Annotated in this window: 16 protein-coding genes, 1 tRNA gene and 1 riboswitch; of the genes, 3 read left to right on the plus strand and 14 right to left on the minus strand. The window is 52.8% G+C overall.

Features of this window, described 5'->3' with window-relative positions; all coding sequences use genetic code 11:
• Positions 1-24 precede the first annotated feature (24 nt).
• On the plus strand, positions 25-2,058 hold the full coding sequence (gene rep / locus ACJJIZ_RS01610) for a DNA helicase Rep (RefSeq protein WP_444899313.1): 2,034 nt from the start codon (positions 25-27) through the stop codon (positions 2,056-2,058).
• A 186-nt stretch (positions 2,059-2,244) separates the two neighbouring features.
• Here the strand turns inward: rep and ACJJIZ_RS01615 are convergent, their stop codons facing one another.
• Both ACJJIZ_RS01615 and ACJJIZ_RS01620 read right to left on the minus strand, forming a co-directional pair.
• On the minus strand, positions 2,245-4,173 hold the full coding sequence (locus ACJJIZ_RS01615) for a hypothetical protein (RefSeq protein WP_444915008.1): 1,929 nt from the start codon (positions 4,171-4,173) through the stop codon (positions 2,245-2,247).
• Positions 4,174-4,497: 324 nt separating this feature from the next.
• Positions 4,498-4,920, minus strand: a complete 423-nt coding sequence (locus ACJJIZ_RS01620; RefSeq protein ID WP_444916179.1) for a c-type cytochrome — start codon at positions 4,918-4,920, stop codon at positions 4,498-4,500.
• 191 nt (positions 4,921-5,111) lie between these two features.
• On the opposite strand from ACJJIZ_RS01620, the gene ACJJIZ_RS01625 reads away from it, so the two are divergent.
• A tRNA-Arg gene (locus tag ACJJIZ_RS01625) sits at positions 5,112-5,188 on the plus strand.
• Positions 5,189-5,666: 478 nt separating this feature from the next.
• Here the strand turns inward: ACJJIZ_RS01625 and moeA are convergent.
• Entirely contained in the window at positions 5,667-6,908 is a 1,242-nt protein-coding gene (moeA, locus tag ACJJIZ_RS01630) for a molybdopterin molybdotransferase MoeA (RefSeq protein WP_444915009.1), read from the minus strand.
• Positions 6,909-6,949: 41 nt separating this feature from the next.
• Positions 6,950-7,615, minus strand: a complete 666-nt coding sequence (narL, locus tag ACJJIZ_RS01635) for a two-component system response regulator NarL (RefSeq protein WP_108731363.1) — start codon at positions 7,613-7,615, stop codon at positions 6,950-6,952.
• 198 nt (positions 7,616-7,813) lie between these two features.
• On the opposite strand from narL, the gene ACJJIZ_RS01640 reads away from it, so the two are divergent.
• Entirely contained in the window at positions 7,814-9,427 is a 1,614-nt protein-coding gene (locus tag ACJJIZ_RS01640; RefSeq protein WP_444906669.1) for an MFS transporter, read from the plus strand.
• A gap of 54 nt (positions 9,428-9,481) precedes the next feature.
• Here the strand turns inward: ACJJIZ_RS01640 and ACJJIZ_RS01645 are convergent, their stop codons facing one another.
• The 10 genes from ACJJIZ_RS01645 to moaA all read right to left on the minus strand — a co-directional run bounded on the left by ACJJIZ_RS01645 (position 9,482) and on the right by moaA (position 16,764).
• A complete protein-coding gene (locus ACJJIZ_RS01645) occupies positions 9,482-10,681 on the minus strand; it encodes a hypothetical protein (RefSeq protein ID WP_444915010.1) in 1,200 nt (399 codons plus the stop codon).
• 100 nt (positions 10,682-10,781) lie between these two features.
• The gene (locus ACJJIZ_RS01650; protein WP_444915011.1) at positions 10,782-11,900 is read right to left on the minus strand and encodes an ATP-binding cassette domain-containing protein; all 1,119 of its coding nucleotides are present in this window, start codon (positions 11,898-11,900) and stop codon (positions 10,782-10,784) included.
• Positions 11,900-12,622, minus strand: a complete 723-nt coding sequence (gene modB / locus ACJJIZ_RS01655) for a molybdate ABC transporter permease subunit (RefSeq protein WP_444915012.1) — start codon at positions 12,620-12,622, stop codon at positions 11,900-11,902. The genes ACJJIZ_RS01650 and modB overlap by 1 nt, the downstream gene beginning before the upstream one ends.
• Positions 12,619-13,401: a molybdate ABC transporter substrate-binding protein gene (modA, locus tag ACJJIZ_RS01660; protein ID WP_444915013.1), complete on the minus strand. Its 783-nt coding sequence runs from the start codon at positions 13,399-13,401 to the stop codon at positions 12,619-12,621. The genes modB and modA overlap by 4 nt, the downstream gene beginning before the upstream one ends.
• On the minus strand, positions 13,386-13,865 hold the full coding sequence (gene moaE, locus ACJJIZ_RS01665; RefSeq protein ID WP_444916180.1) for a molybdopterin synthase catalytic subunit MoaE: 480 nt from the start codon (positions 13,863-13,865) through the stop codon (positions 13,386-13,388). The genes modA and moaE overlap by 16 nt, the downstream gene beginning before the upstream one ends.
• 10 nt (positions 13,866-13,875) lie before the next feature.
• Entirely contained in the window at positions 13,876-14,121 is a 246-nt protein-coding gene (gene moaD / locus ACJJIZ_RS01670; RefSeq protein WP_282951930.1) for a molybdopterin converting factor subunit 1, read from the minus strand.
• A gap of 21 nt (positions 14,122-14,142) precedes the next feature.
• Complete coding sequence (gene moaC, locus ACJJIZ_RS01675; protein WP_444915014.1) at positions 14,143-14,634, minus strand: cyclic pyranopterin monophosphate synthase MoaC; 492 nt, start codon at positions 14,632-14,634, stop codon at positions 14,143-14,145.
• A gap of 3 nt (positions 14,635-14,637) precedes the next feature.
• Positions 14,638-15,180, minus strand: coding sequence for a molybdenum cofactor biosynthesis protein B (gene moaB, locus ACJJIZ_RS01680; protein ID WP_108731355.1), 543 nt, complete (start codon positions 15,178-15,180; stop codon positions 14,638-14,640).
• A 2-nt stretch (positions 15,181-15,182) separates the two neighbouring features.
• Positions 15,183-15,782, minus strand: coding sequence for a molybdenum cofactor guanylyltransferase (gene mobA, locus ACJJIZ_RS01685; RefSeq protein ID WP_444915015.1), 600 nt, complete (start codon positions 15,780-15,782; stop codon positions 15,183-15,185).
• A 4-nt stretch (positions 15,783-15,786) separates the two neighbouring features.
• Positions 15,787-16,764 carry a GTP 3',8-cyclase MoaA gene (gene moaA / locus ACJJIZ_RS01690; protein ID WP_444915016.1) on the minus strand — a complete coding sequence of 326 codons (978 nt, stop codon included), beginning with the start codon at positions 16,762-16,764 and terminating at the stop codon, positions 15,787-15,789.
• A riboswitch (molybdenum cofactor riboswitch) is annotated at positions 16,753-16,903 on the minus strand. It overlaps the preceding gene by 12 nt.
• Positions 16,904-17,020: the final 117 nt, after the last annotated feature.

Consider the following 17,020-nt stretch of genomic DNA (forward strand, 5'->3'; position numbering starts at 1 on the left):
CGACGCGAAGATGCAGCCCCATCTATGACCCAGCTCAATCCCCGCCAATCCGAAGCCGTGAAGTACGTCGATGGCCCTTGCCTGGTGCTGGCCGGTGCCGGCTCCGGCAAGACCAGCGTAATCACCCGCAAGATCGCCTACCTGATCGAGCAGTGTGGCTACGCCGCGCGCAATATCGCCGCCCTCACTTTCACCAACAAGGCGGCACGGGAGATGAAAGAGCGGGTCAGCAAACTGCTGGCGGGCCCGGATGGCAAGCGCTCAAAAGCGAGTCACGGTCTCACCGTATCCACCTTTCACAACCTTGGGCTGAATATCCTGCGCAAGGAATACCGCGCCGCCGGCTTTAAGCCCGGTTTCTCCATCTTCGATGCCGAAGACGCCCGCGCCCTGATCAAGGAGCTGATGCTCAGGGATGGCGACCTGGATACAGACCTGTTGGATCGGGTACAAAACCAGATCTCCAACTGGAAGAACGATATGCTCACCCCGCGCCGTGCCCTCGAGCAGGCACAGAGCCCCGGTGAACAGGCCATCGCGGTTGCCTACGATCGCTACTGTGAAGCCCTCAAGGCCTACAATGCCGTCGACTTCGACGACCTGATCCTGCTGCCGGTACAGCTGTTCGACAAAGATCCAGAGTTACTGCAACGCTGGCGCAAAAAGATTCGCTACCTACTGGTGGACGAATATCAGGACACCAACAACTCCCAGTATCTGCTGGTAAAGCTGCTGGTGGGCGGGCGCGGTGGCCTCACAGTGGTGGGAGACGATGACCAGTCTATCTACGCCTGGCGCGGCGCGCGCCCGGAAAATATGAGTGCGCTGAAGACCGACTTCCCCAACCTTCGCCTGATCAAACTGGAGCAAAACTACCGCTCCACCAGCCGCATCCTCAAAGTGGCCAACCACCTGATCGCCCACAATCCTCACGAATTCGACAAAGCATTGTGGTCCGATCGCGGTCTGGGTGAGGAGATCCGCGTGCTCAAGGTGGCTAATGAAACTGAAGAAGCAGAACGAGTCGCCAACGAGGTTTTCCTACAAAAGAGCCGTCGCGGCTGCAAATTTATGGATTTTGCCGTGCTCTATCGCGGCAACCACCAAGCGCGCCTGATCGAAATGAAATTGCAGGAGCACCAGGTTCCCTACCAGATGTCCGGCGGTACTTCCTTCTTCGCCCGCGCCGAAATCAAGGATGTGATGGCCTACCTGCGCCTGTTGGTGAATCCGGATGATGACAACGCATTCCTGCGCATTATCAATACCCCGCGTCGCCAAATAGGTACCAGCAGCCTGGAAGCCTTGGGCAACTACGCCAAGGGCCGCGAGATTTCCATGTTCAAAGCCTGCTCGGAACTGGGCTTTAAGGAGCATATCAACGAGCAGGGCTACGAGCGCCTGAATCGCTTCGCCCTGTGGCTCGAAGGGGTACAGCGCAACTGTCGCGATACCACCGCCAATGGTGCCCTGCGTGAAATGCTGGAAGATATCGACTACGCCGGTTGGCTCTCGCAAAACGCCAGCAGCGAGAAGGTGGCCGAGAAGCGCATGGAAAATGTGTATTGGCTGCTGGAGAGCCTCAACAAGATTATGGAGGGCACGGACGATGAGTTGGAGCAGGATATCCGCCTGGAACAGGCCATCTCCAAACTGATCCTGCGGGACATGCTGGAGCGCCAGGAAGAAGAGGAAGCCACCGATAAGGTCAGCCTCATGACCCTGCACGCCGCCAAGGGCCTGGAATTCCCCCACGTGTTTATGATCGGTATGGAAGAGAACTTACTTCCCCACCGCAACAGTATTGAAGACGACAACATCGAAGAGGAGCGCCGTCTCACCTACGTGGGTATTACCCGCGCCCAGCGCACCCTCACCATGACCCTGGCGGGCAAGCGCAAACAGTTCGGCGAAACTCAGGACACCACACCCAGCCGCTTTATTGACGAATTGCCGGAAGAAGATGTGTTGTTGGAAGGATTTGGTAAAGCGACGCCGGAGCAGAATCAGGCGAAGGGAGAGGAAACTTTGGGGTCTTTGTTGAGTATGTTTGATTGATGAGTATGATCCTGTCGATCAACCCTACAAACAAAAAAGGCCGCTTAATAAGCGGCCTTTTTTGTTTCGAACTACCAGCTGACTTCAAAACTCTGATTCATGCCGCCGCCAATATCTTACTTATGCTTGTAAAAAGAATTCTTCTAAATCAGCAATTGCACTTTAAAAGCTAATTAGAGTAAAGAACTACTGAATTGCAGATGACTTCCAGCGACCAATATAACCCGAGGCCTCCACACAGGAGCCAGTACCATTCCTTTTACAATTATCAATTTCCTGATATAGACGAAGGTAATAAAAGGTACCATCAAAAAAGAGGGGCTCAACTTCTCGATATCGCCATTCTATACAATTCATGTTGCCTTCAGGACAACTACTATATGTTTCACCAGAAATAGGATCTACAAAATATCGATGTTCCCGCATAATATTTGTATCAGACCAGCCAAAACGACTCCACTCTCCCTCAGTTATATATTCACTTCCTTTATACACCTGAGCACCACTACCATCAGCATAGTATCGAAGTCCAAATGTATCATAATAATTCGGAAATTCCGGATCAAGTACATCGAAGATACCATCGTAAAGAAAAATATCTGAAGGCGTAGGTATCTCAGTACCACGCACAACCGGGGTAGCATAGTGCCCCCCAATCGAAATCAAAGAACCATCTGCTCGGCGTGACACTCCCAAAGTCCGTATGGCCGCATCATCAGCACCGAAAGTATAATACTCTACTTTCGTGCCCCTATTACTATCTATTATCAGATTCCCATCATCATTGAATGAGAGTACTCCACCATCTATATAACCAGAACGAAGATCAAATCTTTGGTTAATTGTACCATTTGTATTTGGAACAATAATGGACGGTTCCCAGGGGGCTACATGTGGATACCTTTCATCATCTGTTCGCCCCCTAAAGCCTGCAATAGCAAACGCAGCTGAAGATATCGCTTCTAGATTTCCTAATCTCTGTGTATTCACTTGAGCAAAATTATTCACCACATAGGAATCAACAGTTTCTGTTTCTCTTCCGTCTAGCTGTGGGCAAGAATAATCATAGTCAATTTTATATACCGAATAAAATGCAGCATCATAATATTTAATCAACTGAATACTATTCAGCTCAGCTGCATAGTATTCACCTTCATCCCAACACGATAAAAAATTATCTACTCGACCCGAGTCAGAGACATCTAAAACTGTCATATTATCAACAGTAGTATAATTCACAAAACTGTTTGATTGGTCATCATAGTTGCCATCAACAAATTGCCCAGAACCTGATCCTTCCCCATATAGGTTCATGGCAAAACCATATATACTTTCGCCATTAGGATGTAGCTCAACAAATAGCAAGTCCTCTCCAGAGTATGCCTTTACAGGTATAATCTGCTCTTCATCATTCAAAAATTGCTCGAGCATCTGGCCATAAGTATCCATCCCTATCGGAGATGTATTTTTTAACTCCAATGCTACTTTTGCAGCTATTGGATAATCTTGAATGAAATCATAAGTATTTTCGTGAGAAAAAAGGGAAGATTCACCACCATTAATAATATAACGTAACCCAATAGCACTCTCTAACAGTATTTCCTGTGGTAAAACCTGAGATGCACTCAACAATTCATTAGATGTAGTGATATTACCTTCATTCACTTTTTCCAGAAAAGCCGCCGAAGCAGTAGATAAGGCATTTACATAGAGTGTCGGCAGTTCATCACTAGAAACAATGCCATCTTTTTCATATTCTTCGATCTGTGAAAAATCACCAGCATAAGATTTAAGAATAATTTCTTTACGCTCTTCTGTGGCTGGATAACGGACAGCTATGCTAATTAGATCATCCTCCACTGCCTCTTTTATTTCTGCTGAAAATGCTTTCCCATCAACAGTTGCATCGTAATCAGTGTCACCTACCTTGACTATTACAGAAGCAACGCCTTCAATATTTTCTCCAATTAGACCTTGGATAGTGACCTGGACAGATTGTGAACCGCCACTTCCAGACGTTTCCGGCGATACGCTATTACCACTACTACCTCCGCCGCTACAAGCAGCCAATACAAACGATAGAGCAGTGAAAGAGAGGAGTTTCCCCAGCTTCATGAGTAATTTCCTTGAGTTATTGTATACATCTAACCTACAGGCAGGCACGAATAATACAGAGTTATCACGTCAGGAGGGATTAAATGCCTAATTACGACTTATTACATTTACCGCTGCAGCTTATCTAATACTGAATTTTCTTATGGTGATTTAAGACAGATGATATCCTTTGGCCTTATGCGACACTTAACAAGCTTATTTGATGTCCAGGTGTTAGCTGGAAATTACCGAAAGAAAAAGTCGATTAGAGGAAGGTGAGTTTTCCTTAGGCGAGATACAAAAAAGGCCGCTCAATGAGCGGCCTCTTTCCAATAGTGAAACAGCTTACTTGCTGTTATCCACCATGTAATTCACAGCAGCTTTGATCTCGTCATCGCTACAGTCCATACACAGGCCTTTGGCCGGCATGGCATTGATACCGTTAATGGCATTGTTGTAAAGAGTGTCCATGCCCTTGGCAATACGGGGAGCCCAAGCTGCGGCATCACCAAATTTTGGCGCACCTGCAACACCCATTGCGTGACAGGTCTGGCAGCTTGCGTTGTAGATATCCTGACCACTGCGAGCAGCGCTGCCGCTAGCACCCTCAGGAGCTGCCGCTACTGCCGCTGCACACTCTTCACCTTTCATGCAGGTTTCACCTGCCGGAGCAATTCGCTCTGCGATTTCTTCATCAACAGACTGCTGGGCCACTGCCGTAGCCGCACTGACGGCCAATGCCGCCACAATACCCAAAATACGCTTCATCATATTCCCCCAAAAGGACCGAAGTGAGTTGGCCCACAAACGTTCAAAATATCGTCGCAAACTCCTACGCCGCGCATTATAAGCACTGCACCGCCACCTGCCAAAGACTATATAAGCCAACAGAATGTCCTTTAACCCGCCCCCCAGCTTCTGTATAATCCGCCTCCCATTGGCACAGATAGCCAATTAAACCGCCCGTAGCTCAGCTGGATAGAGCGTCGCCCTCCGGAGGCGAAGGTCAGAGGTTCGAATCCTCTCGGGCGGGCCATATACAAAAAAGCCCGCTTATGCGGGCTTTTTTGTATATGGCTAACTCCCAGGGTTTTGTTCGAACTCAGGTTCGACTCGGAGGCAGCAAAGCTGTCGTAGAGCAGCGAGCCCAAAGGGCGAAGCTAATCCTCCCGCACACCATCCGCTTATGCGGGCTTTTTTGTATATGGTTAACTCCCAGGGTTTTGTTCGAACTCAGGTTCGACTCGGCGGCAGCAAAGCTGCCGTAGAGCAGCGAGCCCAAAGGGCGAAGCTAATCCTCCCGCACACCACCCTCTTATGCGGACCTCTTTGTATATGGCTAACTCCTAGGGTTTTGTTCGAACTCAGGTTCGACTCGGAGGCAGCAAAGCTGCCGTAGAGCAGCACCCCCCAAAAGGCGAAACAAACCCTCACCGTCTTTACTAACTTTTATCAAATTAATTTGGATATAACTTATGAGCCCATATTCAATACAAAAGCAGCTGTAAAAAACCCTACCCCAACGGCACCCTCAAAGGCTCAATCACCACCTGCTCCCCAGCCTCTACACTACCACTCTCTCGCGCTAAAACGATAAAGCAGTTAGCAGCAGCCAGACCGGAAAGAATATGGCTCCCCTGGGTACCAACCGGTTCTACTACCAATACCCCGTTTTCATCACTGCGATAAACACCCCGCTGGAAATCGGTACGGCCGGGCTTTTTATTCAACGGTTTTAACAGTTTTGCCTGTAAGGTCTGCGGGCCAGTCCACTGATCGCCTTTCATCACACTCAGGGCGGGGACGGCCAGCTGGTAGAAAGTTACCAGGGCGGAAACTGGGTTGCCGGGTAGGCCGAAGAAGGGCGTTCCCTGTAGGAAACCAAATGCAAAAGGTTTGCCGGGCTTCATCGCCACTTTCCAGAAGCCGATCTCTCCCAGCTCTTCCAACACTTCACGGGTGTAATCCGCTTCGCCAACGGAGACTCCACCGGAGGTGATAATAGCATCGGCCTCTTCGGAAGCGCGCTGCAAGGCATTGGTAATAGCCTGTTTGTTATCGGGCAATATACCCAAATCCAAAACGTCCAGGTCCAGCTGTTCCAGGGCGGATAACAGGGCAATGCGATTGCTATCGTAGATATCGCCCTTACCCAGGGCTTCGCCAGGCTGGCGCAGTTCATCGCCGGTGGAGAAAAGTGCGATTACCGGTTTGCGCACTACAGTCACTGTGCCCACACCGGCAGCAGCGAGCAGGGCAATATGTGGAACGCTGATGCGCTCTCCGGCCTTGAGCAGGCTAGCTCCTTCAGCCACATCTTCACCGCAGCAGCGAACATGGTCGCCAGCGCGAACTTCACAATTTATTCGTATCGACTCCCCTTGGGCATCGACATTTTCCTGCATCACTACCGTATCTGCACCTGCGGGTACTGCGGCTCCCGTCATAATGCGCACGCAAGTGCCGGGGTTCACCACACCGTCAAAAGGTGCACCGGCAAAAGATTTGCCGATCAGTTCCAGCGGCAAGCCACTGGCCAGGTCTTCAAAGCGCAGGGCGTAACCGTCCATTGCGGAGTTGTCGCAGGGCGGTAGGTTTACTGTGGAGATAACATCCTCAGCCAATACTCGACCGGCGGCTTGTGCCAGGGGCAAAGTCTCAGTGCCACTGGTTGGGCTCAGTGCCTCGAGAAGTTTTTCGCGGGCGCTTTCGATGGGCATCAGGCCCGGTTGGCTACAGCAGTCGATAGTGGGCATGGACAATATCTCTTACTTCATTCCTTTGCGGTTGGGACAAACTAGTGGCTGCGGTTTTGGGATTCCGGTCGCTTCTGATTAACCATCCACACAGCAGCTTCTACGCGGGAGCGCATGCCCAACTTTTTCAATAAGTGTTTAACGTGAACCTTTACAGTGGCATCACTGATATCCAATTCACGGGCGATTAACTTGTTACTGAGGCCATCGGCGATCAATTGCAAGATCTGGTATTCGCGACTGGTAAGCGTCGACAGGGTATCCGCACCAGAATTGTCCGGTTTGCGCAGAGCGGAGGCGAGGATCTCGGTAAGGCGCTGGCTGATAGCGAGCTTGCCGTGTGTGGCCTGGATAACCTGATCGAGAATATCTTCCGGCTCCATATCCTTGAGCAGGTAACCATCGGCACCGGCACGGATACAGGAAACTACGTCCGCGTTGTTATCGGAAACCGTGAGTATCACGATACGTGAGGCTACATCGGCTGCACGCATTGCCCGCAGGGTATCCAGCCCGTCCATACCGCGCATATTCAGGTCCAACAGAATAAGGTCCGGCTCGTGCTGTTTGGCTAGCTCCAGCGCTTCCTCCCCGCTACTGGCCTCGGCTACCAACTCCAGGCTGGGCTCCATAGCAAACAATTGCTTGAGACCTTTACGAAACAGAGGATGGTCATCAACCATCATTACCGTGGCAGAAGAAGTCATGGGGTGTCCTGCTTCATTGCTGTAAGTTGTACTAATTCTGAACAGTGACTTTAACACAGGGCTCAGTGCCTGCGCTTACCCCCAAATGGGTAGCTATTACGCGCGGGGGCAAAGGGGTTACTTACTGTTGGTAATTGAGCAGGGATAAGCCCCGGCCCATAGTGGCCGGACGAATCATTTCGAGGAGGAGTGGCCGCCGTGTCTGACATCTACGAGTGGGCCCCAGAGGACAGCAAATTCTGGCAGTCCAAGGGCAAAAAAATCGCAAACCGGAATTTGTGGATATCCATTCCCAGTTTGCTGTGCGGCTTCGCCGTGTGGCTCTACTGGGGCATTATTACCGTTCAAATGCTCAACCTTGGCTTCCCCATTGCCAAAGCCGATCTGTTTACCCTGATGGCAATTGCCGGCCTCACCGGTGCTACTCTTCGAATACCCAGTAGTTTCTTTATTCGATTGTTCGGTGGGCGCAACACCATTGTCTTTACCACGGCCCTATTGATGATACCTGCCCTAGGCACGGGTATCGCCTTGCAAAATCCTGAGACCCCATTGTGGGTATTCCAGTTGCTGGCTCTGCTGTCAGGTATTGGCGGTGGTAACTTCGCCTCTTCCATGTCCAATATCAGCTTCTTTTTCCCCAAGGAAAAACAAGGGTTGGCACTTGGCCTGAATGCGGGCCTGGGTAACTTCGGTGTTACCACCATGCAGATCCTGGTACCGCTGTTTATGACCTTCGGTGCCTTCGGCGCTGCCGGCGGCGATCCCATGACCCTGGTTAGCAGCTCTGGCTCCCTGATTGGCAAAGTACCAGCCGGTTCTGAAGCGTGGATTCAAAATGCTGGTTTTGTATGGCTGCTGTTCCTGATTCCACTGGCCTTTGTAGGTTGGTTCGGTATGAACAACCTGCGCACCGACGAAGTCACCCCGGATGTGGGCAGCTCTATCGGCGCGATGTTGAAGATGACCATGATGCTGGGAATCGGCCTCTTCACCGCAATCACAGGTCTGTGGCTATTGCTTCCCGAAGCGGCCAACGGTTCAGGCTGGGGTGTGCCCAAGGAAATCGTTCTGGTGCTGGTAATCGCCGCTACCGTGTTCGGCTTGAAGCTGCTGCCCGGTGAGATTAAAACCAGCTTGCAGCGTCAGTACCGTATCTTCAACAACAAGCACACCTGGGTGATGAGTGTCATTTACACCATGACCTTCGGCAGCTTTATCGGTTTCGCAGCGGCCTTCCCCCTGGCTATCAAGGTGATCTTCGGATACAGCCACGTGATGGTGGACGGGGTTATGACTCACGATACCATCAATAACAATGGCCCCAGCGCCCTGATGTACGCCTGGATGGGTCCGTTTATCGGCGCTCTGATTCGCCCGGTAGGTGGTTGGATCTCCGACCGCATCGGCGGAGCCCTGGTTACCCAAATCTGTGCTGCCATCATGGTGGGGAGTGCCCTGGGTGTGGCTTACTACATGAAGGCCGCCTACGGCTCAGCCACTCCGGAAGAGTTCTTCCTGCCCTTCTTCCTACTGTTCCTGGTGCTGTTCGCCGCTACCGGTATCGGCAATGGCTCTACCTTCCGCACCATCGCCATGGTGTTCCCGAAAGAGCAGGCAGGCCCGGTATTGGGATGGACTTCAGCCGTTGCCGCCTACGGTGCCTTCTATATTCCCAAGGTCTTCGGCGAGCAGATCAAAGCCACTACCCCGGAGTACGCTCTGGCAGGCATTGCTATCTTCTACGCGGTTTGCCTGGTGGTTAACTACTGGTTCTACCTGCGCAAGAACGGCGAATTCTACAATCCATAATTTGGTCTCACGGGCGGGGAACCGCTGTTGCGGGGAGGTTTAACCTCCCCTTTTTTATTTCACCTGAATCAATATCGGCGTTATATCCGAACCTTCAAGCAGGCTGGAAATCAGCTGTCTATCGGTATCCCTGCGATAGTAGATCGTCACTTCATCCAAGTCTTCAACGGTCGGCATCGTCGGGCATAGATGCCTGGCAATAGCTATACACATCTGCTCATAAAAATCTAAATCGTGCAGCTTATCCAGATAGATATGGCACCCTGCGATATCCTCAGCACTAATCGTATAGTTGTAACCTATGGGCGGCTGAAAATAGTAGGCCTGCACAGTAATAGACCCATCTGCATTTTCAGTGACTTCGTATTGGACAGGTCTGCCGCAGATACTCTGTTGGTACCCAACAAGATCCTCCGCAACTGAGGCAAGACTGTCATCCGTCTCAATGGTGCTCTCAATTTCACTGTAGGCTTGATGGATAGCTTCAAAGCAGCTCAAGCAAGACATAACACCCGCTTCTTGCAGCTCTGGCAGCAGTTCTGTCGCCATATCTTCAAGTAATTGCACCAGCTTTTCTGCCGAGATAGCGTCGCGAAAATAGTAAGAGCCTTCTCTCTCAGTCGCCGACTGAAAGATTTTTAGCTTGCGCTCAGGGCAATAGAAATCGAGGTGGTAGAGAGGCTGTTCTGGATCGGAAGTGTGGTTATTCAGCTCTACCTTGCCCAAATACGGGATAAAAAAGGTAAAGGACCAGTACTCCGGGCAGTGAATAAATCGCCGGCAGTGCTCTTCGATATAACCGGGCAAATGTTGAAGATCGAAGAAATTGGCCAGATGGTAGTTACCACCCTGGTATTTCACTATGGAGTCGTAGTTATAGAACGGGTGCTCGCCGTGGAAATCTATCTTAACGCTCTGCCCACTGGCTGCGCGGCAAGCCAGATGAAAGTACAAGGCATCGTCTTTGTAAGTAGAGTGGATAACGATAGCGTCGCCCTTTCGGCGAAGCTGATAACGGAAAGCATCGACCCGGTAGGGCTCACAATCCTCAAGTAGCTCGGCAATTTCCAGCTCACCCGATTCCAGGCGGCTTACTCGATAGTTGTGCCCGCCTTCTTCTATGCAACGAGTAAGTACTGGGTGTAGATCCTCAATGGTCACAGCTTTCGCTACAGGTAAGCCCTCGACCTGTGCTTTTTCCCGGTAAAACTTATCGCCCTCGTTAAAGAGAGAAATTCCCAACACAACGCCCATAGGAGCACCACTAAGTTAGCTGATGTTCAAACTTAGCAAAAAAATTACTGGGGTTTTAGGGATCGAAGAAATGCACTTTCAGAAATTGCCCTGGAACTACTTATAAACCGGCAAGACTACCGGCCTTAAACTGGGCAAAGTAGGTAGTGCCTTCACGCAGTTCTAGGCGCTCGCAGGAGAGACGGGAAATATCTGCGTAGAACACCTGATCAGCAGCGGCTAACTGTAAACGAATGCGGCCATCAGTAAGGTTCTGCTTAGCAACTAAAGTTACCGGCAGGCAATTGAGGATACTGGACAGGCCCGGCTTCTCTACACTGAGGCTGATATCTCCAGCTTCCAGCAGAAAAGCAGCGGTATCGCCTTTTCGATAATGGCCTGTCACCCTATCTGCAAAGATGGAAATTCCCCCTAGATCCAAAGTGAGCAGACCATCGCTTAGGGATTCCACTCGCGCTTCAATCCGGCTGCGGCAGCTATCCCCTACGCCGTGGCTATCCAGGCGCTGGGCAACTTCAGGTAAAGAAAGTGGTGCGGACAAATTGGCAGAATCCATCCACAAACAGCGCTGGGCCAGCAGCTGGATTTCATCAAAGTCGTGACTAGTCCAGATTACCAGCGCCGGATATCGGGCCCAGAAATCCCGTAGGGTCGGCAATAGGCGCCGCAGTACTTGGGCGCGGTCAACCGCTGAAAGCGGCTCATCAAATAATTGCAGCGGCGCATTGTTAAAAAGCTGGCGTAATACAGCCACACGCTGCGCTTCTCCGCCAGACAATAGCTCTACCGGCTGATGGAGTAGCGGATCAATACCAAAAGCCTTTAGCAGCCGATCACACTCTTCCTCGGGCAATGGCCTGCGGCTGTAACGGCGGGCTAGTGCCAGGTTATCTGCCACCGACTGGCCGGCAAACAAGCGGCTGTCCTGAAAGCCCAAAGAAAGCGTTCTTTTGTGGGTAGCCAGGGCGCGGAGTCCGCGCTGCCAAACCGTATTGGCAAAAGTGATATTGCCACGGCAATGGCGCTGGCCAGCCAAAGCAGCCAGTAATGTGCTCTTGCCGCTGCCGGAGGGACCGGTAAGGCCAAAAACTCCAGAGGCTGGCAGCTCTAATTGCCAGGGAGTCGCAGCGTTAAGCGGAGTCACCAGCCCTGAAACACTCAGTCCGGTGGAATCAGAAGTGGTAGACGCAGTACCGAATAGGGGTAAGGTGATTTCCATTAGCCCAGCACCCCCATTACCGGTTTAGCCTGCTCGTTGTTTGATCCGCGCGGGGCCAAACTATGTCCCAGCCAACGGGCAGCGAGTAGCAGTACCGTAGTAATTCCCATCAACATCAAAGCCAGCCGGTGCGCGGCTCCGTATTCCATCGCCTCCACATGTTGATAAAGAGCGATAGAAACCACCTGGGTCTCACCGGGAATAGCGCCACCAATCATCAGCACTACCCCGAACTCACCCAGGGTATGGGCAAACGTTAAAGCGCAGGCACTCACAATAGCGGCGCGACTCGCCGGCAAAAGAACTTTTAATAGTGCCGCCCAGGGCGGTATACCCAGTGCTGCGGCAGCCTGGGTCAGGCGCTGGCCATTGGCATTAAACGCGGCCAACAGCGGCTGCACCATAAACGGCAGGGAATAAATCACTGACGCAAACACCAGGCCAGTGAAGGAAAACACCAAGGGGCCATCAAAAAGTTGTGACAACCACTGCCCGGGCGCATAGTTAGGGGAAAATAAAAGCAGTAAATAAAAGCCCAACACCGTGGGTGGCAGTACCAGCGGCAGGGTAATTAATACCTCGATACCGTGGCGCCAGCGGCTCTGCCATTGGCTCAATTTCCAGGCCAGGGGAACACCGATAATAAACAGGAGTAAGGTGGTTAATCCGGCCAATTTTAAAGTTAGCCACAAGGCCTGCCAGTCGGCAGTGTCGATATTCATAAGCCACTCCCTCCATCTCTACTTCGATCTTGAGTTGGCAAAACACCGTAACCCAAGTGGTATAACTGCGCCTGCACTTCCCCTGAACGCAAATAGTTAGCGAGGGATTGTGCCTCTTTAGGTCGACGACTCTGGGTGGGAATCAGCAGCTGCTGTTCAATGGGTTTGTACAAATGCTGCGGCAGCAACCAGTAGTTGTCGCGGCCGGCTGCTTGCATCTGGCTGGCGGCGACAAAGCCCAACTGCGCATTGCCGGAATCCAACATTAAGTAGGCTTGGCCTGCATTGTGCGCTCGGGCTAATTGAGTTTGTTTTTTCTTCCACAAATCCAGGCTTTGCAGCGCTTGCCGTGCGGCACTGCCGAATGGCGCTACTTTCGGATCGGCTAATACAATTTTATCGGGCCAGGTTTGCAGTAACTGCTCGATATTCGATTCCGATTTTGGGTGCCAGAGGGCCAGTAAACCCAGGGCGTAAGTCTGACGACTGTTGCCCAGTGCCCCGCCCTGCTTTTCCAACAGTTCAGGTCGCTCGCGATCCGCAGACAGGAATAAATCAAAGGGCGCGCGGTGCGCTATTTGTTGGTAGAGCACCCCGGAGCTGCCGCTACTGATTTGCACCACACAGGCATGGCGACGCTCAAATTCCGGCAGTACCTCTTCCAGTGCCGGGCGGAAACTGGCCGCTACCGCCACCCGCAAGGTGCAGTTATCCGCATTTACCGGTAGCGCGATGGCCACCAGTAAAGCGGATAGCAGCAGGCTCAGCCGGCGGACCACTTTTCCATCTCCGCAGCATCACTGGCCCGGGCTTCGACCCAGCGCTCTGAAGGCTTACCGGACTCATCCGCAACCGCTTCGCGCTTCCAGAAAGGCGCCTCAGTTTTGAGGCGATCCATGATGTATTGGCAGGCGGCAAAGGCAGCCTGGCGGTGGGGGCTGGTAACGCCGACAAAAACAATCTCGTCGTTGATCTGCATGGGGCCAACCCGGTGGACGATAGTCACGCGGCCCAGGGACCAGCGATCGCGGGCATCATTGATAATCTGTTGCAGGCTTTTTTCGGTCATGCCCGGATAGTGTTCCAGGGCCAGGCCGCAGACATCACTGCCCGCATTGAAGTCCCGCACCGAACCCACAAACAGGGCGCAGGCACCATCACCACTGTTGCCTTGCAGCGCAGTATATTCAGCCGCTACGTCGAGGGGCGTTTCACAGACTTCAATACGATCAACGGCTTTCATATTGGCACCACTAACCGCCGGTAACCGGCGGGAAAAATGCAACTTCATCCCCAGCCTTCACCTGGGCTCCGGTTTCTGCAAGCTCCTGGTTCAGGGCCATACGAATATCATCCCTTTGCAGGTGCGGGCTCCAATCCGGGTGCTGTTCACATAGAGTTTTACGCAACTCGCTGAGACTGCCGGAAAAGTCCTCCAGGGTAGTCTCGCCCATGCCCAATTGCTGGCGCAGACGCGCGAAAAACAGAACCTTTACCATCGCTTTACACCTCTGAAATTTTTACGCCTTGTCCGCAGCATCGCTGCGCCAGTGGCCGCGCTTACCGCCGGTTTTTTGCAGCAGGCGGGTCGGGCCGATTTCCATCGCCGGGTCCACGGCTTTACACATATCGTAAATGGTCAGCGCCGCCACCGAGGCTGCGGTTAACGCTTCCATCTCTACTCCGGTGCGTCCGGCCAAGCGGCAGAAAGCGGTGATATGCACACTGTGCTTTTCCGGCTGTAATTCGAAATCCACCGCTACTTTGGTCAACGCCAGCGGATGGCACAGGGGAATTAAATCCGAGGTTTTCTTGGCGGCCTGGATGCCGGCGATACGAGCTACAGAAAGCACATCGCCTTTTTTGTGCGCCCCTTGGCTCAGCAGTGCAAAAGCCTCTGCACTCATACTGATACTACTCTCGGCCAGGGCACTGCGGTCAGTGATGTCCTTCTCGGTAACATCCACCATGCTGGCTTCGCCACGCTGGTTTAAATGGGTTAACTGGCTCACAAATTACCCCCGGCTCTCGCAGGGCGCGCTGGCAAAGCGCACATGGGGAATAAAGTTACAAGGCTTGTGGCGGGCATCCAGCTGCTCCAGCAATATGCCTTCCCAAGCAGTGCGACAGGCTCCGGTGGAACCGGGCATACAACATATCAGCGTGCGATTAGCCAGGCCGGCGAGCGCGCGGGATTGCACGGTAGAGCTGCCGATATCCCCAAGGGAAATATGGCGGAACAGCTCGCCGAAGCCGTCGACGGTTTTATCGAACAACGGGCTCAGGGCCTCCGGCGTGGAGTCGCGATCGGTAAAACCAGTACCGCCGGTCACCAATACCACCTGCACTTTCGGATCGGCAATCCAGGCGGAGACCACCGCGCGCATCTGGTAAACATCGTCCGGGGTAATGCGCTTATCTGCGAGCTGATGGCCGGCAGTTTTGAGGGCTTCCACCAGATACTGGCCAGAGGTATCAGTCTGCTCGTTGCGGGTATCGGATACGGTAAGTACCGCGATATTGAGCGGTACAAATTCTTTGCTTGCGTGTGCGGACATAATCAGTGGTCTCTCAAAAAACTGTTTTCTGGAGTTTTATCCGGCGTACTCAAGCCGAGATAATCTGCCGGCGTATTGATATTGCGATGCCAATCGCCAGCACTTTTTATGGGTATGGATTTGGCCCCCAGGTGACGCAGCAGCGCGCCGACAGAATTGCGCGCACTGCCTTCGACGGCACGGCGCAAATAATCCAGGCAGTCGCCATTTAAAGGCAGCCACAGGGGAAAAAAGAAGTTTTCAAAATAACAGGGCCGGCCACTTGCCTGCCCTTCAGCCAATAACTCTGCGAGGTGCTTCCGCCCGAGCAGAGGCATATCTACCGGAATCACCAGGGCTGCATCGGCACCAGTTGTCAGGGCCACCGAATAAAGGCCGCCCAGTGGGCCACGCTCTGGCACCAGATCTTCGATAGCTCCGGGGCGGGCGCCGCTGGTCACGACTTTTTCCAGCGGAAGCTCACTCAGCAACGCCTCGGCATGCTGCAAAAAATTGCCCTGTTGGGGGTGTGCCAGCAGGGCCTTGTCGCAGCCCATCCGGCTGGAGCGGCCACCGGCCAGCACCACGCCAATTGTCGATTTACTAACAAGAGCCCTGGCCATAACCCTAGCCCCCCAGCATCGCCAGGTTGCGGGTAGCGCCGGTAAAACCTTCGTGCAGCTGGTGGCCTGCGGTCTTATCCACAATCAACTCGCGGATATGAGCTGCCAGCGCCTCGCTATCGCCATCGGCGATGATTTCGCGCATATCAAAGCCCTGGTCGGCGAACAGGCACAGGTGCAACTTGCCCTGGGCCGATACCCGCAGGCGATTGCAGCTTGCACAGAAGTCTTTGCCGTAAGGGGTAATCAGGCCGATACGACCGGCGTAATCCGGGTGGAAATACTCCCGCGCCGGACCGGCATCGCGGGTGCGGATCACCTGCTCCCAACCTTCCCGCAGCAACAGGGTTTCTATATCGCCACCGGAGACATGGTTGCTGGCGAAGAACTCGCGGTTATCGCCGGTGCGCATCAATTCAATAAAACGCAGGGTCACCGGAGTCTCGCGAACCCAGGCGAGGAAATTATCCAGCTCCGCCAGGTTGTACTGGCGCATCAGCACTGCGTTGACCTTGGTATCGATACCCAAGGCCAGGGCGCGATCCAGGCCTGCTAAGGCTTTATCCAGGCGGTTGTGGCCGGTGATATGGTGGAATTGAGTTGGGTCGAGGCTGTCGATACTGACATTCACCTGATCCAAACCCGCGCGGTGCCAGTCGTCTATCTGACTGGGCAGGCGGTAACCATTGGTAGTGATGGCTAAGCGGCGAATCTTATCGCTAGCGCGCACGGCTTCGAGCAGCGGCACCAGGTCTTTGCGCAGGGAGGGCTCTCCGCCAGTAAGGCGTACCTTTTCCGTACCCAGTGAAGCGAAAGCGCGCACTAATGTGCCCACCTCAGCGACTGAGAGAGGATTTTCCCCTTCCAGGGAACGTCCGCAACCGATGCCCTCGGGCAGGCAGTAGTTGCAGCGGTAGTTGCAGATGTCCGTCACGGACAGGCGCAGGTAGTAAAACCTACGGCCAAAATTGTCTTGTAACATTAAACGCCTTTCCAATTTCGGGAGGCCGCGCAGTTTCCCGCTAGACCCTGGTGGCCGGTACGGCCACGGTCCCGGCACCTTGCAACGTCAATAAAAAACGACGCGGTTTAGGTAGCGGGACTCGGTGTTTAAACTGATGTCAGTGTATCAAGCTGGTTAATTTATGCTTGGGGCAAAGGTGGTACTCCCTTGGTGCTCGAACTGATGCTCCTCGGGGAGACATCAAAACGTGGAGCTTCAGTCGATTAAAATTTAT

The sequence above is a fragment of the Microbulbifer maximicatervae (SeqCode) genome, assembly GCF_052467225.1.

Coding starts and splice junctions, on each gene's coding strand:
- narL (WP_108731363.1), bottom strand. CDS start 7,615: ATGACTTCTTCTGCCACGGTAATGATGGTTGATGACCATCCTCTGTTT.
- moaA (WP_444915016.1), bottom strand. CDS start 16,764: ATGTTACAAGACAATTTTGGCCGTAGGTTTTACTACCTGCGCCTGTCC.
- moaB (WP_108731355.1), bottom strand. CDS start 15,180: ATGTCCGCACACGCAAGCAAAGAATTTGTACCGCTCAATATCGCGGTA.
- moeA (WP_444915009.1), bottom strand. CDS start 6,908: ATGCCCACTATCGACTGCTGTAGCCAACCGGGCCTGATGCCCATCGAA.
- ACJJIZ_RS01645 (WP_444915010.1), bottom strand. CDS start 10,681: ATGGGCGTTGTGTTGGGAATTTCTCTCTTTAACGAGGGCGATAAGTTT.
- modB (WP_444915012.1), bottom strand. CDS start 12,622: ATGAATATCGACACTGCCGACTGGCAGGCCTTGTGGCTAACTTTAAAA.
- ACJJIZ_RS01615 (WP_444915008.1), bottom strand. CDS start 4,173: ATGAAGCTGGGGAAACTCCTCTCTTTCACTGCTCTATCGTTTGTATTG.
- moaE (WP_444916180.1), bottom strand. CDS start 13,865: ATGAAAGCCGTTGATCGTATTGAAGTCTGTGAAACGCCCCTCGACGTA.
- moaD (WP_282951930.1), bottom strand. CDS start 14,121: ATGGTAAAGGTTCTGTTTTTCGCGCGTCTGCGCCAGCAATTGGGCATG.
- mobA (WP_444915015.1), bottom strand. CDS start 15,782: ATGGCCAGGGCTCTTGTTAGTAAATCGACAATTGGCGTGGTGCTGGCC.
- rep (WP_444899313.1), top strand. CDS start 25: ATGACCCAGCTCAATCCCCGCCAATCCGAAGCCGTGAAGTACGTCGAT.
- ACJJIZ_RS01650 (WP_444915011.1), bottom strand. CDS start 11,900: ATGGAAATCACCTTACCCCTATTCGGTACTGCGTCTACCACTTCTGAT.
- ACJJIZ_RS01620 (WP_444916179.1), bottom strand. CDS start 4,920: ATGAAGCGTATTTTGGGTATTGTGGCGGCATTGGCCGTCAGTGCGGCT.